At 55.6% G+C, this 24,448-nt stretch carries 24 protein-coding genes and 2 tRNA genes; 10 read left to right on the plus strand and 16 right to left on the minus strand.

Going from position 1 to position 24,448, the window contains the following annotated elements; all coding sequences use genetic code 11:
• Positions 1 to 15: 15 nt before the first annotated feature.
• From QY332_06900 to QY332_06930, 7 genes are all read right to left on the minus strand, one after another.
• Positions 16 to 987, minus strand: a complete 972-nt coding sequence (locus QY332_06900) for an NBR1-Ig-like domain-containing protein (GenBank protein WKZ37659.1) — start codon at positions 985 to 987, stop codon at positions 16 to 18.
• Between the two features lie 51 nt (positions 988 to 1,038).
• On the minus strand, positions 1,039 to 1,179 hold the full coding sequence (locus tag QY332_06905) for a hypothetical protein (protein ID WKZ37660.1): 141 nt from the start codon (positions 1,177 to 1,179) through the stop codon (positions 1,039 to 1,041).
• Between the two features lie 172 nt (positions 1,180 to 1,351).
• Positions 1,352 to 2,137 carry a hypothetical protein gene (locus QY332_06910; GenBank protein WKZ37661.1) on the minus strand — a complete coding sequence of 262 codons (786 nt, stop codon included), beginning with the start codon at positions 2,135 to 2,137 and terminating at the stop codon, positions 1,352 to 1,354.
• Positions 2,138 to 2,197: 60 nt separating this feature from the next.
• The gene (locus tag QY332_06915) at positions 2,198 to 3,571 is read right to left on the minus strand and encodes an extracellular solute-binding protein (GenBank protein WKZ37662.1); all 1,374 of its coding nucleotides are present in this window, start codon (positions 3,569 to 3,571) and stop codon (positions 2,198 to 2,200) included.
• Positions 3,568 to 4,746, minus strand: a complete 1,179-nt coding sequence (locus QY332_06920) for a site-2 protease family protein (protein ID WKZ37663.1) — start codon at positions 4,744 to 4,746, stop codon at positions 3,568 to 3,570. Before QY332_06920 ends, QY332_06915 begins: the two co-directional genes overlap by 4 nt.
• Positions 4,747 to 4,834: 88 nt before the next feature.
• A tRNA-Sec gene (locus tag QY332_06925) sits at positions 4,835 to 4,929 on the minus strand.
• Positions 4,930 to 5,133: 204 nt separating this feature from the next.
• Positions 5,134 to 5,208, minus strand: a tRNA-Pro gene (locus QY332_06930).
• A 118-nt stretch (positions 5,209 to 5,326) separates the two neighbouring features.
• Here QY332_06930 and QY332_06935 point away from each other — a divergent pair.
• From QY332_06935 to QY332_06965, 7 genes are all read left to right on the plus strand, one after another.
• Positions 5,327 to 5,893 (plus strand): bifunctional nuclease family protein, encoded by a 567-nt coding sequence (locus tag QY332_06935; protein ID WKZ37664.1) that lies wholly within the window; start codon positions 5,327 to 5,329, stop codon positions 5,891 to 5,893.
• Between the two features lie 15 nt (positions 5,894 to 5,908).
• The gene (gene dnaB / locus QY332_06940; GenBank protein WKZ37665.1) at positions 5,909 to 7,288 is read left to right on the plus strand and encodes a replicative DNA helicase; all 1,380 of its coding nucleotides are present in this window, start codon (positions 5,909 to 5,911) and stop codon (positions 7,286 to 7,288) included.
• Positions 7,289 to 7,330: 42 nt separating this feature from the next.
• Complete coding sequence (locus QY332_06945) at positions 7,331 to 8,002, plus strand: DnaD domain protein (protein ID WKZ37666.1); 672 nt, start codon at positions 7,331 to 7,333, stop codon at positions 8,000 to 8,002.
• A gap of 4 nt (positions 8,003 to 8,006) precedes the next feature.
• On the plus strand, positions 8,007 to 9,431 hold the full coding sequence (locus QY332_06950) for an ATP-binding protein (GenBank protein WKZ37667.1): 1,425 nt from the start codon (positions 8,007 to 8,009) through the stop codon (positions 9,429 to 9,431).
• 95 nt (positions 9,432 to 9,526) lie between these two features.
• Positions 9,527 to 9,967, plus strand: coding sequence for a hypothetical protein (locus QY332_06955; protein WKZ37668.1), 441 nt, complete (start codon positions 9,527 to 9,529; stop codon positions 9,965 to 9,967).
• A gap of 3 nt (positions 9,968 to 9,970) precedes the next feature.
• Positions 9,971 to 10,975, plus strand: a complete 1,005-nt coding sequence (locus QY332_06960; protein ID WKZ37669.1) for a hypothetical protein — start codon at positions 9,971 to 9,973, stop codon at positions 10,973 to 10,975.
• A 15-nt stretch (positions 10,976 to 10,990) separates the two neighbouring features.
• A complete protein-coding gene (locus QY332_06965) occupies positions 10,991 to 12,334 on the plus strand; it encodes a nicotinate phosphoribosyltransferase (protein ID WKZ37670.1) in 1,344 nt (447 codons plus the stop codon).
• Between the two features lie 42 nt (positions 12,335 to 12,376).
• Here the strand turns inward: QY332_06965 and phoU are convergent, their stop codons facing one another.
• The 6 genes from phoU to QY332_06995 all read right to left on the minus strand — a co-directional run bounded on the left by phoU (position 12,377) and on the right by QY332_06995 (position 17,737).
• Positions 12,377 to 13,066 carry a phosphate signaling complex protein PhoU gene (gene phoU, locus QY332_06970; GenBank protein WKZ37671.1) on the minus strand — a complete coding sequence of 230 codons (690 nt, stop codon included), beginning with the start codon at positions 13,064 to 13,066 and terminating at the stop codon, positions 12,377 to 12,379.
• 37 nt (positions 13,067 to 13,103) lie between these two features.
• Positions 13,104 to 13,526 carry an arsenate reductase ArsC gene (locus QY332_06975; protein ID WKZ37672.1) on the minus strand — a complete coding sequence of 141 codons (423 nt, stop codon included), beginning with the start codon at positions 13,524 to 13,526 and terminating at the stop codon, positions 13,104 to 13,106.
• Positions 13,527 to 13,528: 2 nt separating this feature from the next.
• Positions 13,529 to 14,311 (minus strand): phosphate ABC transporter ATP-binding protein PstB, encoded by a 783-nt coding sequence (gene pstB / locus QY332_06980; GenBank protein WKZ37673.1) that lies wholly within the window; start codon positions 14,309 to 14,311, stop codon positions 13,529 to 13,531.
• A 9-nt stretch (positions 14,312 to 14,320) separates the two neighbouring features.
• Entirely contained in the window at positions 14,321 to 15,553 is a 1,233-nt protein-coding gene (gene pstA / locus QY332_06985) for a phosphate ABC transporter permease PstA (GenBank protein ID WKZ37674.1), read from the minus strand.
• Positions 15,554 to 15,557: 4 nt separating this feature from the next.
• A complete protein-coding gene (gene pstC, locus QY332_06990) occupies positions 15,558 to 16,514 on the minus strand; it encodes a phosphate ABC transporter permease subunit PstC (protein WKZ37675.1) in 957 nt (318 codons plus the stop codon).
• Positions 16,515 to 16,696: 182 nt separating this feature from the next.
• Complete coding sequence (locus QY332_06995) at positions 16,697 to 17,737, minus strand: PstS family phosphate ABC transporter substrate-binding protein (protein WKZ37676.1); 1,041 nt, start codon at positions 17,735 to 17,737, stop codon at positions 16,697 to 16,699.
• Between the two features lie 215 nt (positions 17,738 to 17,952).
• Here QY332_06995 and QY332_07000 point away from each other — a divergent pair, with 215 nt between their 5' ends.
• A complete protein-coding gene (locus QY332_07000) occupies positions 17,953 to 18,894 on the plus strand; it encodes a class I mannose-6-phosphate isomerase (protein ID WKZ37677.1) in 942 nt (313 codons plus the stop codon).
• Here the strand turns inward: QY332_07000 and surE are convergent.
• The 3 genes from surE to QY332_07015 form a co-directional block, all read right to left on the minus strand.
• Positions 18,891 to 19,676 (minus strand): 5'/3'-nucleotidase SurE, encoded by a 786-nt coding sequence (surE, locus tag QY332_07005; GenBank protein ID WKZ37678.1) that lies wholly within the window; start codon positions 19,674 to 19,676, stop codon positions 18,891 to 18,893. The genes QY332_07000 and surE overlap by 4 nt on opposite strands.
• A 149-nt stretch (positions 19,677 to 19,825) precedes the next feature.
• Complete coding sequence (locus QY332_07010) at positions 19,826 to 20,518, minus strand: PHP domain-containing protein (GenBank protein ID WKZ37679.1); 693 nt, start codon at positions 20,516 to 20,518, stop codon at positions 19,826 to 19,828.
• A 355-nt stretch (positions 20,519 to 20,873) separates the two neighbouring features.
• The gene (locus QY332_07015; GenBank protein ID WKZ37680.1) at positions 20,874 to 21,893 is read right to left on the minus strand and encodes a hypothetical protein; all 1,020 of its coding nucleotides are present in this window, start codon (positions 21,891 to 21,893) and stop codon (positions 20,874 to 20,876) included.
• Positions 21,894 to 22,049: 156 nt separating this feature from the next.
• On the opposite strand from QY332_07015, the gene QY332_07020 reads away from it, so the two are divergent.
• Both QY332_07020 and QY332_07025 read left to right on the plus strand, forming a co-directional pair.
• Entirely contained in the window at positions 22,050 to 23,558 is a 1,509-nt protein-coding gene (locus QY332_07020) for a Ppx/GppA phosphatase family protein (protein ID WKZ37681.1), read from the plus strand.
• 2 nt (positions 23,559 to 23,560) lie between these two features.
• A complete protein-coding gene (locus QY332_07025) occupies positions 23,561 to 24,448 on the plus strand; it encodes a CHAD domain-containing protein (GenBank protein ID WKZ37682.1) in 888 nt (295 codons plus the stop codon).

Genomic DNA, 24,448 nt, shown 5'->3' on the forward strand with positions numbered 1-24,448 from the left:
CCCGTAACTCAATTTTCATGGGCTTACGAATACAACCACGTAGTAGCCGAAGTTGTTGAAATAGGAATACCCCACACCGATCTGAGTGAATTCCGAACTTAGCAGATTGGCATTATGGCGCGTATCTGACTGGTCGGTGGCCCACCAGGTAACGACTTCCTGCCCGGTCGGCGGCGGGTAGCGGCCATACACGTTCTCCGAAACATTCGAGGCGCTGTAACCGGTTGCAGCCACACGTGAATCCGGGGTTGATCCGTTTGTGCCCTTGTGGGTGAAGAAATTATTACAGGCCATGTCCGCACTGTGTACCTGCGCCGCCTGGTTCAACTGCGGGTTGACCGTATACGCGGGCAGTCCGTTTGCTGTGCGATAAGCGTTGATGGACGCGATGGCCGCATCGACATTCGTTTGGCTCGTGGTATAGGCGCAGGACACGTCTGCAAATCCCGCTTGGCTGAAGCTGTCGGTTGAGCCGGAATCCGAGCCGCCGGAGTTGGCCGTCGAGACATTGCCAACCGAAACGATCACCCATAAAAGCGTGCCTTTATCGATTTGCATGGCTTTTCCGGATGGGTCGTGCAATTCAAAGTCCGCACGATATTGCGCGTCTTCGGACGGGGCTTTCAATTCCACTTCGATGTCAAGCATGTCACCGGGCCTGGCCGGGGTTAAAGGCGTTGATTTCGGCGCGTTCATTTGCTCGCCTTTGACGAAGACCAGCGAATATTCATCCGTCCAAGTGCAGGTACCGCTGTTCTTCACCCGCCAGATCTTGTTGAACGATTCCCCGGATTTGATATTTGTATAATCCGGCAGGGTCACATCGGCTACGAACGCTGCGCTGCTTGTGCAATCCAATGGGTCGGCCGGTGCGGTTTGGTTGGGATCGGATGCCGGTGCGTCGGTCCCGCTTTGGTTTGATGTACTGCCACAGGAGGAAATGATCAATGCGGTTATAACAACCAGAATCTTTAATTTTATAGACATGGCTACTCCTCTAGTCGGGGTTAAGGATTAGAACCCGGAATTGCCCTTCGGTTACGGCCTTCCCATATCCACAGTGATGTATCCTCCAAAGTCGCTACCGGAATAATGCGCGTATCCCGCGCCGAATTCGGTGATGATGATGAGATCGAGCATGGCGTCCCAATGCTGGGGGTCGGCAGCCCATTGGTCCATAATTTGGACAACGCCTTTCGGAGCAGTATCAGGGATCGGTGCGGAAAGCTGAAAGTAATTGTATGATTTTTCAGATATGGGATCGCGGCTTCACGCCTTGAATGTACGGACTCTCAAAAGCCGCTGTACTATGATCTCCATTTGAGCCTGTCTGGCTGGTCATGGTCTTGCGTTATTCCTTCCGCATCTGCGAGGCCTCGATCAGATCCTTCGGCGTCGCCGCTCCGCAGCTCGGACAGATATATTTGTATTCCAGCGGCACATACGAGCGTGTGCAGAACGGACAGGTGATCGGCATCGGCTCCTTGGGAACTTCCCTGACAACCTCCTTTGTCACCTCGCGGGTTTCCACGCGGGTCCTGCCTCCGCCGCCGAGCACGATTACATCCCCGCCGCCCGAGGAACTGCTTCTGTAGGAAGGGCTGGATGACGAGGAGGATGATTTCTTAATGGCCGCACCGCCAATGACGCCTCCCACCCCGCTTTTGTTGTGCGCCAAGGGTTTTGCAGAGCCGGATGACTTCAATGTTGATTTGGAGGATGGTTTGGACGATGATTTTGAGGATGACCCTGACCCGCCCTTCATGTTCCCGAGCACGAAGAACAGCACAGCCACGATCACAACCGCCGCCAGCGTGACGAAAACGATGATCGCGGTCAACCGCAGCGCGCGCGGGATGTTGTACAACTCATAGCCGTAACTAAACAGGAACACGCCCCCAACATAGAACGGTGCAAGGATCAAGATCAGGAGCATCCCCAATTCCTGAGTCAGGCTTTCCTCGAACCAGGTCTGATAGCCAATAAAAACGATCAGTGCGAGTGCTGCCAGCGCGATCAGCCCGCCGGGGACGAGCATGTGCAATGGCTTGCCGGGTTTTGTCTCATCGTGATCGTACTCATAAACTTCATGTGTTTTATCACGCATTTGGCGCGCTTTATATTCCGATTGCGGCATGTTCTCTCTCCTTAAGATTATCCCCTCTTCTCCCGGGGAAGGGGGCTGGGGTAGGGGGAATTACCTGATCAAATCCTTCGCCAATGATTCCATGTTCGCGAGGATCACCGCCACCTGTCCGCTGGGGACATCGACACGGTACATGTGCGCGAACCCGTCGCCGAGCATTATTTTAACGGTGCGCCACGAGGGCAGTTGAGGTTGCATCTCGCCCTCGGGAAGCAGGCCAACCGCCTGTGCCCATTGCGGATGAGTCTTCCTGTAATCGTCGAGCAGGTCCATGGTCGAGGTGCGAAGCGGGAAGAGGTGAGTGGTCTCCACCCAGCGGGCATCCTGTTCATTCTCCAACAGCCAGCGGACGAACAGCCAGGCGGCGAGCTGTTCCTCTTCGGTTGAATCCAGAATGACGTAGGAGGAACCATACACAGCCATCGCCCCGTCTTTTTCGCCAGGGAAGGCAAGCGCACTCCATTTGTCGGTGCTGTTTGCGCCTGCAAACGCGCGTGTGACGAAGGGCAGGTCGCGCAGGCTTGCAGTGATGAACAACGCCTCGCGGTTTACGAACGCTGCAATCGGATCCACACTTGCGCTTTGCCAGGAACAGCTTTCCTCGGCAAGCTCGCGCAGGAATTTGAAAGACTCAACATTGTCCGGCGCGAGGAAACGATAATTGCCTTCATGCAAAACGCCGCCGCCAAAAGCCAGCATCCATGCGTAGGCGGTCATCGCCTCGGTATTCACCAGCCAGCCGCCGAGAGAATCGTTTTTCGGGGAATCATCTGCAAGCATGGATGCCCGTGCGCCGCAGGCTTGTTCGCGAAAATCCTCTATTGAATTGGGCGCAGAGTCAAAACCAAGCCTGTCCGCCCAGGTTTCATTCCAAAGTAAAAGCTGTGCAGTGCGTTGCGCCGGGATGCCCACCCGCGCGTCCTCCGCTGTATCCTGTCCCCAAAAGACATAGGGAATATCGCGCGAATCAAGTCCATATTTTGGATCTTCCACGTACTCCGTCAGGTTTGTAACCACGCCGTTTGCAAACCATTCCTGTGCGTGTTCCGGCAGTGCGATCACAAGCTGCGGCTTCTCCTGTCTCGGCAGGGAGGCGGTTGTCGTTTCATACAGGTTCGCAAAACTGACCTGTGATTGCGCATTCACAAGAATACCCCATTCATTCTGCCGGTTGAAATCATTGACGAATGAATTGAACAGGTCCGACTCGATGCCGAACCACGGAGTCCAAACTGTGATCTCCAGCCCGTTCAACGCCTCTTCGCTGACCTCAAGCCTGCTGGCTGCTTCGACGGCGGGTTGCGGCGTCTGGGTTTTCGCGCCGGCCGGCGTGGTGGAAGGTTCCGCCGTGCCTGTGAGGTTTTCCCCGCCGCAGGCAGTTAAGAGAATGGAGACGATAAAGACCAGTGGGATTATTTTTTTCATTGCACCATCGCCATGAATGGGACAGGCATGAATACCAAAAAGAAGACAACGACCATCGTATAGGCGATCAGGCGGCGTGTGGGGTCGAGCGTGGTGATTTGGTCCAACGGCTGTGCATGGACACGTCCCAGCCAGAACAGCAATGCCGCCCATAACCACCACCCGCTCCACGAGATGCCGAGCAGGACCAGCAGGCCGATGATAAATGGAAACGCCTTTCGTGCCTTCTCCCCAAACATGGCATAGATGACGTGTCCGCCGTCCAGGGTGCCGGCCGGGATGAGGTTCAAGGCCGTGACGAGGATGCCCGCCCAGCCCGCGAATGCGACGGGATGAATGAGCACATCCATGCCGCCGAATGGAATGGGACGCCCCGTGAAGAAATATTTCAGCCAGTACACGATTCCCTGCGGTTCAAGGGGCGCAGGCAGCAATTGACCAAAGGTGACATACTTCGCAAAGAGATAAAGAAGCGAGTTGCCTTCCATGAAACTATTTGCGGTCGGCTGGAGAATGTTCAATTCTGAAAGCGATAACCCCAAAAACAAAACAGGAATGGCAACGACCAGCCCCGCGATGGGACCTGCAATACCGATGTCAAAAAGGACGCGCTTGTTCTTCGGAATGCCGCGCATCAGGATCGCCGCGCCCATCGTCCCCAGCGGGCTGAAGGGAAAGGGAATAAAATAGGGCAGGCTGGCCGGCGTTTTGTGATAGCGGCTCATGAAATAATGGCCAAGTTCGTGTGCAAGCAGGATGCCCAGCAGACTCAACGCAAAGGGCCAGCCTGTGAAAATATTCTTAAACAGATACAGAAAAAGATCTGCGGTTTCCTGCGGCGGCGGCCCCTCGGGTTGGATGCCGGCCAGCATCACGCTGAACACGGTCAGCAGGAACAGGATGATATTCGTTGAGATCTTTTCCTTCCCTGCCGCGGGCTGCATTGCCATAAGATAAATGACATGACGTCCATCCTCCACGCGAAAGAGCGGCGTCGCGTTGTATTGGCTCAATGAGTCAGCCAGCTGGTCGTAGGCCTCCGCGGAATCCTCCATGAGCAGGTGCCCGCGGTAGCGCAGGAAGAACCCCTTGCCCGGGTCTTCGCTGGTCACATCATCAATGTGAAGGACGCGTGCGACTACTTTTGTGAATACTTCGACTTCCGGAAAAGACATGGTTCTCCTTGCAAGAAACCCTAAAGATCCTTTGTTGCCTGCACACTTGGATATGCAAACAGACCTTTAGGGTTTTTCCATACATTGAGCGGGAGTGGATGGGAGTCGAACCCACCGCGACCCGCAACGCGACCCGCCACAGGTTTTGAAGACCAGGAAGCCCACCGGGACCTAACCACTCCCGCCCGCAAGGATAACCGAGGCAGGATGGATTGGCAAGTTGCACGTTAACGCTTACTAAGATGAAATAGAAAAATAAAACCGTCCTGCCGGCGGACGGTTTTATTTTTGCTGCCGGGGCGAGAGGATTTGTATCATCCCCTCAATGGGGAAACGTATGCCTTAAACAAAACCATCCTCCCGGTGAGGATGGTTCTCGTACTGCTGTCGGGGCGAGAGGATTTGAACCTCCGACCTCTTGCACCCCATGCAAGCGCGCTAGCCGGGCTGCGCCACGCCCCGATTGAGCGAAGCCGATTATAGCCTTGTTTTCCCTTTCTGGCAAATCGAATTCGCGATTTCAATTCTTATGCAAAATCCACGAGCCTTTATGCTAAAATAGACCCATTGGAGTCCCCTTATGTCCGACATGATTGAAGTGATCATTGACAGCATCCGCGTGCATCTGATGGCGCCTCAGCGGGTGGTTGTCCTTAAGCAGGTGAACACCGAGCGTTATCTTACCATCTGGGTGGGTCCCTACGAAGCGGAAGCGATCACCGTCGCCCTGCAGGAGGTCGAAATGGTGCGCCCGCTGACCCATGACCTGCTCAAAAATGTCTTCAACGCCTTCAATGCGCGCGTCATCCGCGTGGAAATCGTCAAATTGCAGGACGATATTTTCTACGGCAACATTGTTGCGGAGGCAGACGGGCGCGAGATCCATGTCGACTCCCGCCCCTCGGATGCGATCGCAATTGCCGTGCGCGCGCATGTGCCCATCCTCGTCCATGCCAGCGTGATGGATACGGCGGGCATGACGCCCGACCAGGACCTGCCTGAAACGGGCGGCGCCCCCGCCAGAAAAGAACCACCGCCTCCATTATCGGAGGAGGCCAGCGACCGATTATCCGTGTTCAAGGATTTTATTGACAAGCTGGATATTGACAGCCCTGATAAAGACAAACCCGATTCCGACCCAACTTGAAGCTGATACACTCAAATGACAGATTACCACCCTCTCGAAGAATCCACCGCCCCCGCCAGCCCGATGTCAACGGTAGTCCCGCACAGCCGTGAAGCCGAAGAAGCAGTCGTAGGGGCGGTATTGATTAACTCCGAAGTTTATTACGACGTGGCCCAGTTCCTTACGGCGGATGATTTCTACATCCACCGCAACAAATGGATCTGGGAGGCGTTTTCGCGCCTGCATGAACAGCGCATCCCGGTTGACCTGCTGACGTTATCTGAGGAATTGGAGCGTGCAGGCCAGCTTGCGGAAATTGGCGGCTCGGCCTACCTCACCTCGCTTATCAATCAGGTCCCCACCTCCTTGAATGCGGAGGCATACGGACGGATCGTGGAGGAAAATTCGATCCGCCGCAGGATGATCACCGCGGCGAATCAAATCGCATCCCTGGCATACAAAGGCGACAAAATAGATGACGTGATGGGCGAGGCGGAGAAGGCCGTGTTCAACGTCAGTGAGAAGCGGCTGAAACACGACCTGCAGCCGATCCGCTCGGTCCTTTCCACATACTACGACCGCATTGATGACCTCTCCAAGCGCCCCGGGGATTTTCATGGTGTGCCGACCGGTTTCTATGACCTGGATAAACTGCTGGGCGGTTTACAGCCGTCCGATCTGTTGATCATTGCAGGGCGTCCCGGTCAGGGTAAGACGGGCTTCCTGCTTTCGATCGCGAAGAACGCCGCACTCACGCATAAAAAGCATGTCGCCATCTTTTCGCTGGAAATGTCCAACGAGCAGGTTGTGCAGCGTTTGATCGCGCAGGAAACAGGCATTGACTCGCAGCGTCTGCGCACGGGAAAATTACTGGAGAACGAGTGGCCCCTGTTCACGCATGCCATTGAGGTATTTTCCGATACCCATATCTACCTTGATGATACCCCCGCCATCACGCCCCTGCAATTGAGAACCAAATGCCGCCGCTTGCACATGGAATTCGGCATTGACCTTGTCATTGTGGATTATTTGCAGTTGATGGGCGGCGATAGCCGCAATGACAACCGTGTGCAGGAGGTTTCGCATATCTCCCGGAACTTGAAAGTTCTGGCGCGGGAATTGAATGTGCCCGTCCTCACTGCTGCGCAGTTGAGCCGCGCCGTCGAACAGCGTACGGACAAGCGTCCCGTACTCTCGGATTTGAGGGAATCCGGTTCATTGGAGCAGGATGCGGATATTGTCATGTTCATCTATCGTCCCGACCAATATGAGAAGGATTCGGATAAACAGAATATCGCCCAGATCCTTGTTTCAAAACATCGCAACGGGCCCGTGGGCGAAGTGGAATTGATCTTCCGCGGCGCATTGGCGAAGTTCGAAAACGCGGCCACGAAGGTCTTTCGACCGAATGAATAAAACGCAGGGGCGCAGCGCCGCTGCGCCCCTGCGATAAATGCCATGAACCAATTCCCCGGCTTCACCTCCTCCGAAACCTTCACCCAGATCCCGGATTCGTTTCTTCGTTTGTTGAACGAGATGGAAGATATCGCGGAGTTGAAGGTGACGCTGTATGCCATCCATCGCATCGAGCATATCGAGGGAAATTTCCGCGCATTGTGTGAAACGGATTTCGAGGCCGAGTCGCTTGGGTTGAGGTTTGAGGAGATTCAGCGCGGGCTGGGAAAAGCCGTCGAGAGACGGATCCTGCTCAAGGCGGAGAATGAGGCGCCCCCTAAAGGGGACAGGCAGGTTTTTTATTTCCTCAACTCGCCGCGCGGACGTCTCGCGGCGGAGGCGTTTGCCAAAGGTCAATGGCGTGCAGCCGCACAGCCCTATGGCCTGTTGAACAAGTCCAACGTATTTAAATTATATGAAGAGAACATTGGTCCGCTCACGCCTTTATTGTCGGATATGCTGCGTGAAGCGGAGAAGAATTATCCGGGTGTGTGGTTTCAGGAGGCATTTGAGATCGCGGTCAGCCGCAACATCCGCAAGTGGAAATATATCGAGGCGATCCTGTTGCGCTGGAAGGAAAACGGAAAAGATGAAAGCAGAGATAAACAAGACCTTGTCGAAGATTCAAAAAGATATACCGACAGCGAGTTCTCCGAATTCCTCAACCGGGAGTAATCTTGTGAAGACCCTCGGCGACCCGAACTGCCCGCATTGCGCTGGCGCCGGGTATGTGCGTTATGATGTGCCGCTTGGTCATGAGAAGTTCGGCAGGCTGGAATCGTGTGTCTGCCGCGCAAGGGATGTGGCGGAAGGCGCGCGCGCGCGCCTGTTTGCGATGAGCAATTTGAACCGTTTGAGTCACCTGACATTTGAAAACTTTAACGCCTCTGGAAACGATAGGGCAAAATTCATGTCTGCGCAGGACCGTGAGAACCTGCATACGTCATTTGAGATTTGTGCAGAATTTGCGCGCACTCCCAGGGGCTGGCTTTTACTCGAGGGCGGATACGGTTGCGGCAAGACCCACCTTGCGGCGGCCATTGCAAATTTTGCGGTGAATAACGGCACGCCGACCTTGTTTATCACAGTGCCGGATCTTCTCGATTCGCTGCGCTTTGCCTACGGTGATCCTGAAACGACATTTGAACAACGTTTTGAGGAAATCCGCAACGCGGACTTGTTGATATTGGATGATTTTGGCACGCAGAATGCGACCGCCTGGGCGCAGGAGAAATTATTCCAGATCATCAATTATCGTTATATCAATAAACTGCCGACAGTGATCACGACCAATTTGATGCTGGATGAGATCGAGGGACGCATCCGCTCGCGCTTGCAGGATGAAAGCTATGTGAACCACCTCATGATCACCGCGCCTGATTATCGCCGTCCCGAAGAGACCAGTAATCCCGGCATTTCCATGTTGTCCCTGCCGGAGATGAAGGCCATGACGTTCAAAACCTTCCAAATGCGCGAGGATGAGATTGGACAGGAGGCGGTCACGACCACGACCACGGAAAAGTCTGATAAATTTGGGAACAAATACAAGGACAAGGAGATCACACGCGTCAAGGTCACCAAGGAGGATGTGAAGACCCTGCATGAAGCCTACAGTGCGGCGGCGGGGTTTTCCGAGGAGCCGAACGGCTGGCTTGTATTTTTGGGACAGTCGTTCAGCGGAAAGACGCATCTCGCCGCCGCCATCGGCAATTACCGCATCGGGCTCGGCGGACAGGCGCTTCTTGTTGAAGTGACCTCCTTGCTCGATTATCTGCGCCAGACCTTTCGCCCCAGTTCGGACGTTTCATTTGACAGGCGTTTCCATGAAATCCGCACCACGCCTTTGTTGATTTTGGACGATTTGAAAGAAAGCGGCGCCGGCTCCGTATGGGCGGAGGACAAGCTGTACAGCGTTTTGAATTATCGGTACAACGCGCATTTACCGACGGTGTTGACCTCCACCCTGCGGCCTGATTCGTTTGCGCTAAGTTATCCGAATTTATGGAACAAACTGCTCGACCCGGCCAAATGTCAGATAATGGCGATCAACATGCCGCCGTATCGCCGTGTGACGAAGGGGAGCAGGGCGGGCAAGAAGAAATAAATGAAATGCAGGGGCAACCCGCCGAGTGAAAGCGAATTGTTTGTAGCTTCATTTTTGGGTCGCCCCTGCTTCATAAAATAACGAGGAGAGATTTTATGAAAAATCGTTTCGGCGGTGTAATTGTGGGACAGATCATCGGGCTGGTCATTGTCTGTTCCATTTCAAGTTTTGTCGCGCTGATCACCTTCGGCGCAGTCGGCGGTGTCTCGATTGCGGCGGCTCCTGAACCGACTTTCAAATTATTCGCACCCATCCTCTGTACGGATGGCACTGAATTACAATATCGCTCCGAGCGTTACAGTTATCACCGCCCCGGTGAATCCACGCCGTTTGTCGAATGTATCCGTCCCGATGGCACGGTGACAAAAGATATTACCGGCACCGCCATCCTTGTGGCGCTGGCTGGGTCATTCCTCGCCTGCTTTTTGCCGCTTTGCATCCCCGGCGGCTTACTCGCCCTCATCCTCCCGCCCATTTTGATTCGCAGGAAGAAACAAGCCCGGCCCAACCAACCTGCACCAAATCTGATTGACTGACAGATGACAACTCCCATCCCTTCTTTTTTTAACCCTGCCCGCATGGGTGAAGTCTGGAAAGTGGACTACGCCGCCCGTGCTGAAGATGCCCGCCAGTACGCGCTTCAGCATGACCTCAAACCTGCCTCTGCTTCGACGGAGCGCATCTCCCTTTTGCTGATCGACGCGCAAAATACATTCTGCATCCCCGGCTTTGAACTATTCGTTGGCGGGCGCAGTGGACATGGTGCCGTCGAAGATAACATCCGCCTGTGTGAATTCATCTATCGCAATATCGGCAATATTGCGCATATCATCGCCACAATGGACACGCACACCGCTCAGCAAATCTTCCACCCCGTCTTTTTTATCGACAGGCAAGGCGATCACCCCGCGCCCTACACGGATATTCATGCCGCCGATTTACGGGAAGGCAAATGGACCTTCAACCCTGCCCTCGCGCCGCGCTTTAATATTGCTCCAGAGTATGCCCAGCAAATGTTGATCCATTATGCCGAGACGTTGGAACATCGCGGCAAATATGCGTTGACCATCTGGCCCTATCACGCCATGCTCGGCGGGATAGGGCACGCGCTTGTGCCGGCAGTGGAGGAAGCCGTATTCTTCCATTCCATTGCACGGGTTGACCAGCCCGATTTCGAGATCAAAGGCGATAAACCGTTCACCGAGAATTATTCGGTCATCGGTCCCGAGGTGCTGACCGGTCCCATGGACGAGGCGCTTGGCACGCGCAACCCAAAGTTCATCCAGCAATTGCAGGAAGTGGACAGGCTGTACATTGCGGGGCAGGCGAAGAGTCACTGCGTGGCATGGACGGTCTCCGATCTGCTTGAAGACATTCAGGGGACCGACCCGAATCTTGCACAGAAGGTCCGTCTGCTCGACGACTGTTCGTCAGCGGTGGTGGTGCCCGGAGTGGTGGACCATACCGAGGCGGCGAATGAGGCGTATGTCCGCTTTGCAGAGGCGGGGATGAAGATCGTCAAATCCACAGACCCGATCGCATAGCTTAATTGAGGAAGCATGACCATCTTTGACGGCAAGCGCCTGACAAATGAGACGTTCAAATTGGATATCGAGCGCATGCGGCATGGCTGGTATTCGGATAAATATTTTGAGAATATCAACCGCATGCTGATTACGCTGGCGGGGGAGGGGTATACCTATTCCGGCAAATTCCACAACCTGCCGGACGGCATCCTGTCTAAAAATATCGCGGTGGGCGATATCGAAGTGGAGATGCAGTGGTTCACGCGCCGCATGGGCAAGACCACCGTCGTTGGCGTGGATAAGGCGCTGGCGATGCTGCGTCACTGCACGGGGTATTTCGATGGTGATACTTTCTTCGATACTTCGGACAAACTGGAAGTGTGGGCGGTGCATGACGGGACGATCGTCAAATATGAAGGCGACCCGTTGAAGATCCAGCCCGTCATCAAGGTGCGCGGGCGCTACCGCGATTTTGCATTGCTCGAAACGCCCACGCTCGGCATCCTGACCCGCTCCAGCCGCGTGGCAACGAACGTGTATGAAACGCTGGTCGCTTCACGCGGCAAGCCCGTGCTGTTCTTCCCCGCGCGGTTCGATGTGCATGAAGTGCAGGCTGCGGATGGATATGCATACAACATTGCTCTGCAAAGATTCAACAAAGACCATGCACAGGAATTGGGGGCATTTGTCTCCACCGATGCACAGGGTGACTGGTGGGGCGGCGCAGGCGGGGGGACGGTGGCTCATGCCGCAATTGCATCCTTCCTGGGCGATACCGCCGAAGCGATGATGGAATTCTCGCGCATTTTGCCTGCGCGAATTCCGCGCATTGCGCTGGTGGACTTTAATAATGATTCGATTGAGGATACCTTGCGTGTGCTGGATGCGATGTTTGCGAAGTATCGCGAGCTGATGGATGGTGGAAAAAAGGACGAAGCGGAGAAATATAAGTTGTTCGGCGTGCGTTTGGATACGAGCGGCAGCCTGCGCGATGTCTCTGTCCTGCCGCTGGGCGACCCCGTTTTGGACCTGGGGGTCAACCCACGACTGGTGTTCAACGTCCGCCAGGCATTGGATTCGGCCTGGGAACGGTGGAGCCTGCCAGGGTCATGGAAGGAAGCGGCGAGGGAATTTTGTCACAATGTAAAGATCGTCGTTTCGGGCGGGTTCAACCCGGAGAAGATCCGCAAGTTCGAAAAGTTGAGCGTCCCAGCGGATATTTATGCGGTCGGTTCGTATCTGTTCAACAACGGGAATTCGACCACGACGGATTACACAGCCGACGTGGTGCGTGTGAAGATCCATGGCGAATGGATCGATATGGCGAAGGTGGGACGCAAGGTGGGGGAGAACCCGAATTTGGAACGGGTGTGGTAGATAAAAAATGGCGGTCACTTTCAAAGTGACCGCCATTTTTCGTTAGTGTCCCTGGCTTTTCCAGAACTCATCATCACTGGATTTGATCTCGTCGAAGCTGCCGGTTACGATGAAGACCGTGCGCTCGCAGATGTTGGTGACGCGGTCGGCGAAGCGCTCGATGTTGTGCGCCACCCACAACAGCCAGTTGGCGCGCTCGATGTTCTTCGGGTCTTCGATGATGAAGATCATCAACTCGCGATAGATCTGGTTGTAGAGCGCGTCGACCTGGTCGTCTTCGATGGGGATGGTCTTGGCGGTCTCCGCATCTTCGTTGACGAAGGCGGTCAGCGCGCGGTGGAGCATATCCACGCCGATCTGTGCCATGCGTGGGATGTCGATCAGCGGTTTGAGCAATTTCTCGTCGCCCATGCGGATGTTGATGTTGGCGATGCCTTTGGCGTAATCGCCCATGCGCTCCAGTTCGGAGGTGATCTCCATGCACGAGGCGAGCAGGCGCAGGTCCTTTGCCATTGGCTGTTGGGTGGCGATCAACACCATGATACGGTCTTCGAGATCAAAGCGTTTCTTGTTGATCTCCTTGTCCCGGGCAATAATGGCTTCGGCGGTTTGGATGTCGCGTTTTTTCAATGCCTCCACCGAACCGATCAGTGCCTGTTCTACCATTGAACCAAGCACAAGGATCTCATCCTTGATCTGCTGCAGGTCGTTTTCAAAATTCTTGCGGATCATAATACCTCTTTTCCAATGGCTATGTATGTCGATTGTACTATTTTTTTGAATCCAGCCACAGGCGCAGGCGCTGTTCGATCTGGTCGCGCACGACGCGGGTCGATTCGAGGCGGTGCTCGTCGCCAATTTTTGCGGGGTCGTCAAAGGGCCAGTGGTCATGAGTTCCCATGTTCAAAAACACGGCTGGACATTTCTCCTCTGCATCCGAGCAGACCGTGACAACGTGCGCGAAGACGGCTTTGCCGAGATATTCGGTGACGGATTTCGACCACTGACTCGATATGTCGATCCCGATCTCGCGCATCGCCTCCTGGACCTCGGGCAGGATACTGCCCTTTGGCTCGGTGCCTGCGCTGAACACGTCGAACTGTTCGCCCGCCATGGCGCGCAGCAATCCCTCCGCCATCTGACTGCGCGCGGAATTGCCCGTGCACAGGAATAAGACTTTTGGTTTGTTCATGGTTATCCGAACCTTCCTGTCACGTAATCTTCCGTGCGCTTGTCCTTCGGGCGGGTGAAGATGGTCTTGGTCTCGTCGTATTCGATGACCGTGCCGGAACGGGTTTCTTCGTAGAGCATCATCATGGCGGTGAAATCGGAGACGCGCGCCGCCTGCTGCATGTTGTGGGTGACGATGATGATGGTGTAGTTCTTCTTCAGTTCCTGCATCAACTCTTCGATGCGCAGGGTCGAGATCGGGTCGAGCGCGGAGGCGGGTTCGTCCATCAGGATGATCTCGGGCTGGATGGCGATGGTGCGGGCAATGCACAAGCGCTGCTGCTGTCCGCCGGAGAGGGCGTAGGCATTTTGCTTGAGTATGTCCTTCACTTCATCCCACAAGGCCGCGCCGCGCAGGGATTGTTCGACCAGTTCGTCCATATTTCCCCTATAGCCGTTGATGCGCGCGCCCCAGGCGATGTTCTCATAGATGGATTTTGGGAAGGGATTCGGTTTTTGGAAGACCATCCCAATGCGGCGGCGGACTTCCACAGGGTCGATCTGTTTGCTGTACAGGTTCGTGCCGTGCATGAGAATCTCGCCCTCCACGCGGCTGGTTGGCACGAAGTCGTTCATGCGGTTGAAGGCGCGCAGCAGCGTGGACTTGCCGCATCCCGACGGACCGATGATGGCCGTGATCTTCTGCTTTTCGATCAGCAGGTCCACTTCCTTGACGGCTTCGAACGGACCGTAATAGATACTCAGTTTTTTGGTTTCGATGGCGTAATCGCCGTTTTCAGGTTGCATTTCTTTCTCCTAATAACGCCGCTGGAAGCGGTTGCGTAACAGAATGGCGGTTGCATTGAGGGTCAACAGCAGGACGAGCAGGACGATAATCGCCGCCGCCGCAATGCTGTGAAACTCCCCCTGCGCGCGCGCAGTCCACTGGTATATCTGGATCGGCATGGCGGTGAACTTGCTGAACGGTCCGCTGGGATCAAGGCTGATGAAGGTGGATGCGCCCACGATGATGAGCGGGGCGGTCTCGCCTACAGCGCGGGACATCGCCAGGATGCTTCCGGTCAAAATGCCGGGCAGGGCATTCGGCAGGACGTGGCTCCACACCGTTTGCCAGCGCGTTGCGCCCACGCCGTAGGCCGCTTGACGGATCGAATCCGGCACGGCTTTGATGGCTTCCTGCGCGTTGATGATGACCAATGGCAGGACGAGGATGCCCATCGTCAGCCCCGCGGACATGAGCGTGCGCCCGTTGGTATCAGTGATGCCGAACATCGCGCCGCTGGTGAACGCCTCCATCGCGCGGACAAAGATCGCCAGACCCAGCATCCCATACACAATGGATGGCACGCCGGCCAGGTTGTTGATATTGGTCTGGATGGCACTGTTGATAAAGTTCTTGCGGGCGTATTCCTGCAGGTAAACTGCCGCGCCGATGCCGACTGGCATGGCAAAGGAGATGGCGATGCCCACCAGCCACATCGAGCCAAGCATGGCGGTGCGCACGCCGGCAAATTCCGCGCGGCTGGACATGGGCGTCGTCAGGAACTGCGGCGACAGCCACGAACGGAATTCGAGCCGCGCTTCGGGAAAGTTCTCCGCCACGTCCGCTTCGACCTCGGCTTTACGGAAAAGCGAGTCGGACAGGGAATAGGTCTCCAGTGTCTTGATCTGGACGAGGCGTTCGATGACAAGGTTGTATAGCTCGGCCTCGTTGCGGGTTTCCATCGCCTTTTCTTCGTTGAGTTTGTTGTACGCGCCGCGCGAGAGGTTCTCCTGCAAAATCAGGAGCAGTTCCTCTTTTTCCAGGTCGTCGAGCGGTTTTTCGCTGATCAGGGTCGGGTCTTTTTTGAACTCATACGCCACATACCCGAATGCGCCGTCCACGACGTCATAGATCAGGGCGGACAGGCTGAAGATGGCGATGATCAACGAGAGCAGAAAGATGAATTGCCAGACCCATGCCGTACGATAGCGTCCGGCAACCAACCTGTTCAATTGTTTTTCATCGGGATAGGAATATTTTGTCATGGGGTTACTCATATTGCTCGCGAAATCTTGACACGATCCACTGGCTGATCAGGTTGAGCACCAGCGTCACCAGGAAGAGCATCAACGCGATGGCGAACAGGCTGTTGTAGTCGATGGTGTTGTACGAAAGGTCGCCGCCGCTGATGCGGGCGATGTGGGCGGTCATTGTCTCGGCGGCTTCGAGCGGATTGAAGGTGAATTTGGAGGTCGCGCCTGATGCGACCGCCACGATCATGGTCTCCCCGACGGCGCGGGAAATGCCGACGATGACTGCCGCGCCGATTCCGGAAAGCGCCGCGGGAACGATTACCTGGGTGCTGGCTTCGAACGGTGTCGCGCCCATGGCATAGGCTCCTTCACGCAGTGAGCTTGGCACCGCGCTCAGGGCGTCCTCGCTCATCGAGGCGATCAGGGGCAGGACCATAATTCCCATCACCAGACCCGCCGAGAGCATGTTATACACGCCGAGTTTTTCCGGTCCGATCAGGTCTCGTAAAATGGGAGAGACAAAAAGCAGGGCAAAGTACCCGTATACCACGGTGGGAACGCCCGCCAGAATTTCCAAAACAGGTTTTAGGATCGAGCGGGCGCGCGGGCTGGCGTACTCACTCAAGTAGATCGCCGCGCTCAAGCCGAGCGGAAGCGCAACCAGGATAGCAATCGCGCTTGTGGTCAACGTAGCACTGACCAGCGCCCAGATGCCGAACTGACCGATCTGGGGCTGCCATTGGGTGGTCAGAAAGAATTCCCTGAACCCGACTTGCGGGTCGTTGAAGAACAAAAGCGCCTGGTCGCCCAGGACGATTACGATGCTGATCGTGATAAAGATGGTCAAAAAACCCACCACAAACAGGGATATTTCGATCGCGCCTTCGCCGAGACGCAGTTTACGCTTCAAGTCGGACGGTCGAAAGGTATCCGGCGGCGGGGAGGCGGGATTCAGGTTGGTTTCTTCGGTCATTATCTTCTCCGGGATTGTGTAGTCGGCGCTCTCCCATCGGCACGGCTCAAGGGAGTCTTTCGCCGATAGACACATTAGAGAACGTGTCCTACGCTTAACATTCAATCCGTTTCAGAAAAAAACGAATGTAGGCTGGCTCCGCCATGGCGGAGCCAGCCCTCTCTGTGTTGATTATTTGCAAACTAACGTACAGCGGCGAGCCAGGCGCCCCAAGCGGAGTAGAGTTCCTTGGCGGGAGCGGGGAAGTAGCCGACATCGACAATATTATCATCCAACTGGCTGAGGTAGAAGCCGATGAAGGCAGCCACCTGCGGCTTGTCCTGCATGATCTGGGCGGTGGAGTAGATGAAGAGCGGGCGGGCGAGCGGGTAGGTGCCGTTGTCCACGTTCGCCTGGGAAGGCTCGACATCATTGACGTTGAGAGCGTTGAGCTTGTCGGTATTTTCGACAAAATAGGCATAGCCGAAGTAGCTGATGGCGAACGGGTCGCCGGCGACGCCCTGGACGAGGACGTTGTCGTCTTCGGAGAGTTGGATGCCTTCGAGACCGAGGAGTTTGGCTCCGCCCTCATCGCCGTAGACAGATTCCATGACTTCTTCGACGAAGTAGTCGAAGGTGCCGGAGTCGGAGCCGGGGCTGTAGACGGCGATCTTGCCATCGGGGTAGGCGGGGTTGAGCTGGTTCCAGTTGGAGATTTCGCCGGAGAACACCTTGGCGAGGTCTTCGATGGAGATGGAGGTCAGGAAGTCGTTCTGGGTGGAGACGACGACAGCCAGGGCATCGGTGCCGACGCGGAACTCAAGCGGTTCACGACCGATGGCGCGGCAGTCTTCGACTTCGCTGTCTTTGATGGCGCGGGAGGCGTTGGAAATATCGCTTTCACCGGCTTTGCAGAAGCGTTCGTAGCCTGCGCCGGAGCCGATGGAGTCGACGGTGATGTTTCCGGTGTAGCCTTCCTGCTGGAAGAGTTCCGCCATGCGCTCGGAGACGGGGAACACGGTCGAGGAACCCGCCGTGATGATGTCGCCGGTTACTTCATCAGGGTCGGGGATGAGGGGCAGGACGATAGCCTGAAGTTCCTCCATCGGGGCCTCGGTGGCGACAGCGCTGGGGGCTTCCGTTTCAGCGGGTGCCGCAGTTTCCGCCGCAGGCGCACCGCAGGCGGCGAGCACGAGGCTCATTGCCACCAGAACAAAAACGAACAAACGAACTGTTTTAGACATTTCTCTATTTCTCCTTATGATATGGTTACTTTGGTGATCTTATCAGCGTGCTTTTAAGGCTAATTGAAGGATGGGTTAACGTCTTGTTAAGGGTTTGACGGCGGGAGTGTGTCGCACCACACGGATCAGATTAATCCGCTTGATGGGAATCTTCCGCTTACCAGAGAGTCCTGCCAAATCAGGTGCGACACACCCTCTCCGGGTACAATACCTAAATGGATAATACACCCTTCGCCCTTGCCCCTGAATATCGTGACTATGTGTGGGGTGGATCGCGACTCCGTCCCGGAATTGTCCCAACCGCCGAGGCCTGGATCGTCTACGCAGGCAACCGCGTCACTTCCGGACCCTATGCTGGTCGGACTCTCTCAGATCTTTCCTCTGAATTCGGCATGGACCTGCTCGGCTCCCGCGCGGCTGCACAGACAGGGAAACGCTTTCCCGTTCTGATTAAAATTCTCGATTGCGCCCAGTGGCTTTCGTTACAAGTGCACCCGAATGATGAGCAGGCGGGGAAAATGGAAGGGGATGGTTTCTTCGGCAAGACCGAAGCCTGGCACGTGCTGGAAGTGGAACCCAATGCGAAGCTGATCGCAGGCATCAAGCCCAACGTCACCTCGCAGGAATTGGCGGATTCCATTAAGGATGGAACCGTTGTTGAAACTGTTAACTATGTTGAAGTGAAGGCGGGGGATACCCTGTTTATGAGTCCCGGCACGATCCATGCATTGGGGCCGGGATTGCTCATCTATGAAATCCAGCAGACCTCGGATATTACCTATCGCGTCTATGATTGGGGGCGGCCCGAAACCGAAACCCGCACATTGCATATCGACAAGGCGCTGGCCGTCTCAGACCCCGGGGCGGCATCGTCGGTTTTGGCGTTGCCGCAGGTGGACGATGGGGGGGTAAAGACCCTGACTCAATGCGAGTATTTCAAGCTGGAAACGGTATTCCTTGAAAGGAATACCGTTGTAATGGATACGAGGGATGAGTCCTTTCACGCCTTGACGGTGATCGAGGGACAGGTCCAGGTGTCAGCGCAGGCAAAGGTGTTTGTCTTAAATAAATTTGATACGCTCTTGATTCCCGCTTGTTGCGGAGCGTATCAAATCAGTCCAATGAAAAAGTCGCGCGTATTGAAGGCGGGCATCTAATGAGTTTCTTCCTGCCATTCCCAGGTGCTGACATCGGAGAGGGCGCGATAGGCGGTCAGGTCCAGCTGGAGAGGCGTGACGGAGATGTAACCTTCGGATAACACGCCGACGTCGGTGCCGGGTTCGGGAACGCCTGTGGGTGCATCGCCGCCGATCCAGTAATAGGGACGGTTGCGCGGGTCGAGGCGTTCGTCGAGGCGGCTGTGATAGACGCGCAGTCCCTGGCGGGTGACGCGAAAGCCTTTGATCTCGTCCTGTTTCAGGAAGGGGATGTTGACATTCAGCAGGGTTTCGGGGGGCAGGCCGTGCGCCAGCACGTTTTTGACGGCAATGCCAGCCGCATGAGCGGAAGGGGCGAAATCGATCTGTCCCATGTGGTTTTCCGGCGTTTCCAGCGAGACTGCCACACCGGGCACCCCGGCTATGACAGCCTCCATGGCGGCGGTGACAGTTCCGGAATAGGTCACGTCGTGACCCAGGTTCGCGCCATAATTGATCCCGGAAACCACCAGGTCGAATTTCTCCTTGAAATAACCGAGCAGGGCAAGGGATACACAATCGGAGGGCGCCCCGTCGCTGGCAAAGGCTTGTGTGCCGTCCTCGAGGCGGAATTCACGCACCCGCAGGGCGCGGTCCAGGGTTTTGACGTGTCCCCCGCCGGACCAGTTCCTATCCGGCGCGAGGATGGTGACGCTGCCAAGTTTTCGCATTTCCTGCACAAGGGCAAGCAGACCCGCTGAAAGCACACCGTCGTCGTTGGTGACCAATATTTGTTTTGTCATTTTTAAGGCAGCTCCTCGGACTGCATTTCCCCAATTCTAAACCATCCAGGCTTTCGGTTGTCATGCGTGAGCCGAACGAAGAATCCCTTATTTCAGGTGGAAACCCTTTGCTTATTCCTTTGCCCGGCCAAGGATGACATAAAAAGGTATTATACCCGCGCGAAGGTCCGTTCCAGGTAACGAAGTCCCCAATTGCCGATCACGTGCAGAGCGCTCCATTCGTTCAGCTTGTGGACGCGGGTCGTGCGTTCGCGCAAGGCCTTTAGAAAATTCATTGCGGTGTTGCCTTCGAATTCGGTTACGCCAAAACCGATGGTATCAATCACATGCGCATCGCTGCTTCCGGTTTGCGCAATGTTCAGTCCGTTGGCGAAGATGCGCGCATAATGGTTGCTCAACCGGTCAATGGCAGTGCCGTTATAGGTCTCGATTCCGATCAATGTCTCAGCCGCCTGTGGGTTGCGCAAGGCCTTCAAAATGGAGAGTGCGCTCAGGCTTTTCATGCCCATGCCGCCTGCCATCGGGTGCGGAGCGATGCATATACCGCCAAGTTCGCGCACTTTCAGAATCGTATCGATCACAGGAAGCCCCGCCGCCACCTTGTCGGTAATGAACAATGCCAGCAGGTCGCCGTCGGCGGTGGTGATCTCGATGCCGGGAATCACTTCGATCCCGTAGCGTGAGGCGAGTTGAACCGCCTCCAATGCGCCGCGCATCTCGTCGTGGTCGGTGATGGCGATCACGTTCAAACCGATCTCGCGCGCACGGCGCAATACGGCGTTCACGGTTGCCGTGCCGTCGTAGCTGTAGGTTGTGTGTACATGCAAGTCAGCAAGTCCCATTCGTTTCTCCGAAGCATATCCTCTGACGGATATATACGCAAAATTGTCCTTCTTCGTTTTGCAGTGTACCAGACGGTTGTTAATGACGTATAAACTGATTGTGACCGTCTTGTTAAAGATTTCCACCCGCCTGAAGGGGCGGGTGGAGAAAAAAGGAGGAGAAGAATAAAAACTACGCGCGGTTTTGCTTGTGCAGGAACTCGCGGCGCTTGCGAGATGCGTCTATGCTGAAGACGGTCACCAGACTGACAAAAAGGGCTGACGCGATAATCGTTTCCATACCCCCATGATACATCCTTTCTTTTATGGCGCACTTAAGAGACAGTTAACATCTGGTAAACAAATCCGCAAGGTGTCAGGGCTGTTCGGGGAGTGCGTGCGGACGGGCTTTGTGGGGAATCCGGGCAGTTTCGTAGACGGGTGCATGGAGCAGGCGTGCGCAGACCCTGGCGATTTGCATGGCAGACATCCCGCCGTTTTGGATGGGCATTAAACGCTTCAATTCCTCGAGGTTGAGACTGGTATGCACTTCCTTATCCAATGCCACCGCGACGAAGGTGGATGTGGACTGTTGGGTGATGACCACCCGTGCGTTGGCAATCATGTGCGAGAGATTTCCTTCCGTCAGCACCAGCGCGGCCGGGACGATTTCCTTGATCTCCCGCGTGGCGCGTTTGGCGTTTTCGGTGGGATGCAGTTTGAAGATCAGCCTGCGTCCCGCCGCAATATCCACACAGCGGCGGATGAAGGCGTTGCGGTCGTCGGGGCGGAAGGTTTCGCGCAGGGGCGTGGTCGCCACCAGCACATAATCGCGGAACGGGAAATTGTTATCGTACAATGCCGTCACGTCATCGAAGTTGGGGATGCCGGTCACAGCGATCTTTTCGCATTTCACACCCTTGCGGATGAATTGCTCGGCATATCCCTGCGAAGCGACGCAGAACACCTCGTAGGCGTCCGAAAGTCCGTTGGTGGCCGTGTTTGCGAGGTAGCGGGGAAGTTTGAACCACTTGACGAGTGTGTACACCAGCCCTTCGGGTTCGGTGATGCCTTCCTGGACAAGGACCAGGCGTTTGCCGCGCAGGTTCTTCTGGACGATCAGGTCACTGCATGTGACGACGAGGTCGTAGGAATTCGCTTCACCACGCAGATCCACTTTGAGGTTGTTGCGGTCGAGATATTCATTCGTTTCGCGCAAGTGCCTGCCGCCCAGCACGGTGAAATTCAGCCAGCCCCTTGTTGCTGCGAAGTTCTCAACTCCGTCTGCGTAATAGGGCGTAAAATAACATTCGTTCTCATCCATCAACTGTTGGGCAATCTTGTGCATCTGCATGGTCTGGTTCAAAGACCCGCAGATGAATAATATTCGTTTCATCGCGTCTGCTCCGTTGTTTTTTGGTGAATGTAGCAGACGCGTGTTAAACGAGGGCGAATATCGGGTTAAGAAGCGTTTAAATCTTCGTTCCTTTACCAATCGTTAACATCCTGGACGGGACAGGGCGGCAAAGGCACTGTATAATTTGGAAAATCCATGCAAACTATCGCTGCAATTGATGTTGGCTCGAATGCGATGCGTCTGGTGGTCGGCAGGCTGGGCTACCACGACAAACTGGAGACGCTCGAGAATCTGCGCCTGCCTGTGCGTTTGGGGCAGGACGCTTTTTCACAGGGATCGATCGGCGAGCAGACCGCCCAGCAAATGCTGGACGCTTTCATCCGCTTTCGCAAGGTGGCGGACGACTTCGGCGTGGAACGCATCCGCGCGGTGGCGACCAGCGCCATGCGCGAAGCGGAAAACAACGACCTCCTGTGCGACCGCATCGCTCAGACGACCGGCATCGGGATCGAGGTCATCAGCGGGGAGGAGGAGGCGCGGCTGATCCATCTGGCTGTGGCACATGCGATTAATCTGAAAAATAAATACTCCATATTGATAGACATCGGCGGTGGCAGTGTGGAAGTCACACTCTCGAAGGGGGATACCATCCTATCCACCGAAAGTTACAACATGGGCACGGTGCGTCTCCTGCAAAAGTTGAGCAAGAAGCCGTCCAATGTTCCCTTCGATGAATTGGTGCGTGAATACGCCGCCGCGACTCGCCGTCGCATCCGGCGCGAGATCGGCGACGAGAAAATTGACCTATGCGCCGGTACGGGCGGCAACATCGAAGAGATGGGCGTGCTGCGAAAGAAACTGTTCAAGAGGAATAGCGATCAGGCGATTACGCTTGATGAGTTGGGATATCTCATCGAAGAATTGAGCAGGCTGACGGTCAAGCAAAGGATGCGCAGGTTCAAGTTGAAACCCGACCGCGCGGATGTCATCCTGCCCGCGTCCATCGTGCTGAAGATCATCGCGCAGGAGGCGCGCGTCAAGGAAGTCAAAATCCCCAATGTGGGCTTGAAGGACGGCATTCTCCTGGATCTGGCACACAGCCTGAGTAAAGCGTCCCAACCTTCTCCGCGCGAGCAGGTCTGGACGTCCGCGGTTCGGCTGGGTGAGAAGTATCAATTCGATGCCGAGCATGGCGAACTGGTGGCGCGTCTCGCGGGCAGTCTGTTCGAGCAGACCCATCCACTTCACAACCTCGACCCCGAAGACAAACTGCTGTTGGAGGTTGCCGCGCTCCTGCATGACATCGGTCATTTCATCGGCACGCTCGACCACGACAGACACGCCTATTACATCATGCAAGCCAACCCGTTGATCGGCTTGACGGAACGCGAGCAAGCCATCGTCGCGAATATGATGCGTTATCACCGCAAGTCCATGCCGGGCGCGCAGGACGAGAACTTCTGCGCGTTGGATTCCGCCGACAGGCTGGCGGTCATCAAACTCACCGTGCTTTTGCGGCTCGCCGATGCGATGGATGTCAGTCATACGCGCCGCGTAAAAAACGTGACGATGAAAGGCTCCAGAAAAAAATGGTTTCTTAAACTCGAAGGCGAAAACGGCTTGAGTTTGGAGAACTGGGCGCTGGCAAAACGGCGCGCTATGTTCCAGAACGTGTTTGGGATGAAACTTGTGATCGAGACATGACCATGGACGCCAAAGCCCTGCTGTTGAACGCGCTGGATACGCGCTGGAAGAAATACCGCTCGGAATTGAAACTCTGCCGCGCGGAGTTTTCAGAGGAGGCGGTTCACGACGTGCGTGTGGCTGCTCGGCGTTTGCTGGCATTCTTCGACCTCCTGAGATCGGTCTTGCACCATGCGCGGATTCAGACCATCCGCCGCGCGTTGAAGAACCAACTCGCCGAACTCGACGATTTGCGCGATGCGCAAGTCCTGCTGGCGGATATCTCCGAATACATCCACGAAGTACCCGACCTGGAGGTGTTCCGCGAGTATTTGGAAAAGAAGGAACGGAAATATTTACGGGCCGCCCGTACGATGGTGGCTTCTCACAAGGCGGGGAATTTGTCCGAGCGGGTGGAAAAAGCGCGTATCATGATAACCGAACTGCCCGGGGAAGAACTGGCGGAGCAACTGCTTGAAGCCGCGGACGAGGCGTATGCGCGGGTCCTCCGCCTGTATGGTGCCGTCGATGCGGAGCGGGTTGCCACCATCCACAAACTGCGGATCGCATTCAAGAGGTTCCGTTATACGGTCGAGGTGCTCCATCCCCTGCTGGAAACGTTTCTGCTCGATAATTTCGAACGGATGCACACCTACCAGACCATGATGGGCGACATTCAGGATATGGAAGTCGCGCTGGATGGTTTGTCGGAATTGATGGACACCCTGCAAAAACCGGATCCGGAAAGCCCACGCTCATTGTGGGAGCTGGACAAAGCAAAGGCGCTTTCCATCCATGAACATTACGCCTCGCGCTTCAGAAACGTCCTGCTGGCATATCTCGAAGACAAAGGCGAAGTATTGACCTTCTGGCGTCCCGCGCCGGAAGGATCTTTCCCCTGGGAGAAGTAA

The organism is Anaerolineales bacterium, assembly GCA_030583885.1.
Taxonomy (GTDB): Bacteria; Chloroflexota; Anaerolineae; order Anaerolineales; family Villigracilaceae; genus Villigracilis.

Coding starts and splice junctions, on each gene's coding strand:
- QY332_06900 (WKZ37659.1), bottom strand. CDS start 987: ATGTCTATAAAATTAAAGATTCTGGTTGTTATAACCGCATTGATCATT.
- QY332_06905 (WKZ37660.1), bottom strand. CDS start 1,179: ATGGACCAATGGGCTGCCGACCCCCAGCATTGGGACGCCATGCTCGAT.
- QY332_06910 (WKZ37661.1), bottom strand. CDS start 2,137: ATGCCGCAATCGGAATATAAAGCGCGCCAAATGCGTGATAAAACACAT.
- QY332_06915 (WKZ37662.1), bottom strand. CDS start 3,571: ATGAAAAAAATAATCCCACTGGTCTTTATCGTCTCCATTCTCTTAACT.
- QY332_06920 (WKZ37663.1), bottom strand. CDS start 4,746: ATGTCTTTTCCGGAAGTCGAAGTATTCACAAAAGTAGTCGCACGCGTC.
- QY332_06935 (WKZ37664.1), top strand. CDS start 5,327: ATGTCCGACATGATTGAAGTGATCATTGACAGCATCCGCGTGCATCTG.
- dnaB (WKZ37665.1), top strand. CDS start 5,909: ATGACAGATTACCACCCTCTCGAAGAATCCACCGCCCCCGCCAGCCCG.
- QY332_06945 (WKZ37666.1), top strand. CDS start 7,331: ATGAACCAATTCCCCGGCTTCACCTCCTCCGAAACCTTCACCCAGATC.
- QY332_06955 (WKZ37668.1), top strand. CDS start 9,527: ATGAAAAATCGTTTCGGCGGTGTAATTGTGGGACAGATCATCGGGCTG.
- QY332_06960 (WKZ37669.1), top strand. CDS start 9,971: ATGACAACTCCCATCCCTTCTTTTTTTAACCCTGCCCGCATGGGTGAA.
- QY332_06965 (WKZ37670.1), top strand. CDS start 10,991: ATGACCATCTTTGACGGCAAGCGCCTGACAAATGAGACGTTCAAATTG.
- phoU (WKZ37671.1), bottom strand. CDS start 13,066: ATGATCCGCAAGAATTTTGAAAACGACCTGCAGCAGATCAAGGATGAG.
- QY332_06975 (WKZ37672.1), bottom strand. CDS start 13,526: ATGAACAAACCAAAAGTCTTATTCCTGTGCACGGGCAATTCCGCGCGC.
- pstB (WKZ37673.1), bottom strand. CDS start 14,311: ATGCAACCTGAAAACGGCGATTACGCCATCGAAACCAAAAAACTGAGT.
- pstA (WKZ37674.1), bottom strand. CDS start 15,553: ATGACAAAATATTCCTATCCCGATGAAAAACAATTGAACAGGTTGGTT.
- pstC (WKZ37675.1), bottom strand. CDS start 16,514: ATGACCGAAGAAACCAACCTGAATCCCGCCTCCCCGCCGCCGGATACC.
- QY332_06995 (WKZ37676.1), bottom strand. CDS start 17,737: ATGTCTAAAACAGTTCGTTTGTTCGTTTTTGTTCTGGTGGCAATGAGC.
- QY332_07000 (WKZ37677.1), top strand. CDS start 17,953: ATGGATAATACACCCTTCGCCCTTGCCCCTGAATATCGTGACTATGTG.
- surE (WKZ37678.1), bottom strand. CDS start 19,676: ATGACAAAACAAATATTGGTCACCAACGACGACGGTGTGCTTTCAGCG.
- QY332_07010 (WKZ37679.1), bottom strand. CDS start 20,518: ATGGGACTTGCTGACTTGCATGTACACACAACCTACAGCTACGACGGC.
- QY332_07015 (WKZ37680.1), bottom strand. CDS start 21,893: ATGAAACGAATATTATTCATCTGCGGGTCTTTGAACCAGACCATGCAG.
- QY332_07020 (WKZ37681.1), top strand. CDS start 22,050: ATGCAAACTATCGCTGCAATTGATGTTGGCTCGAATGCGATGCGTCTG.
- QY332_07025 (WKZ37682.1), top strand. CDS start 23,561: ATGGACGCCAAAGCCCTGCTGTTGAACGCGCTGGATACGCGCTGGAAG.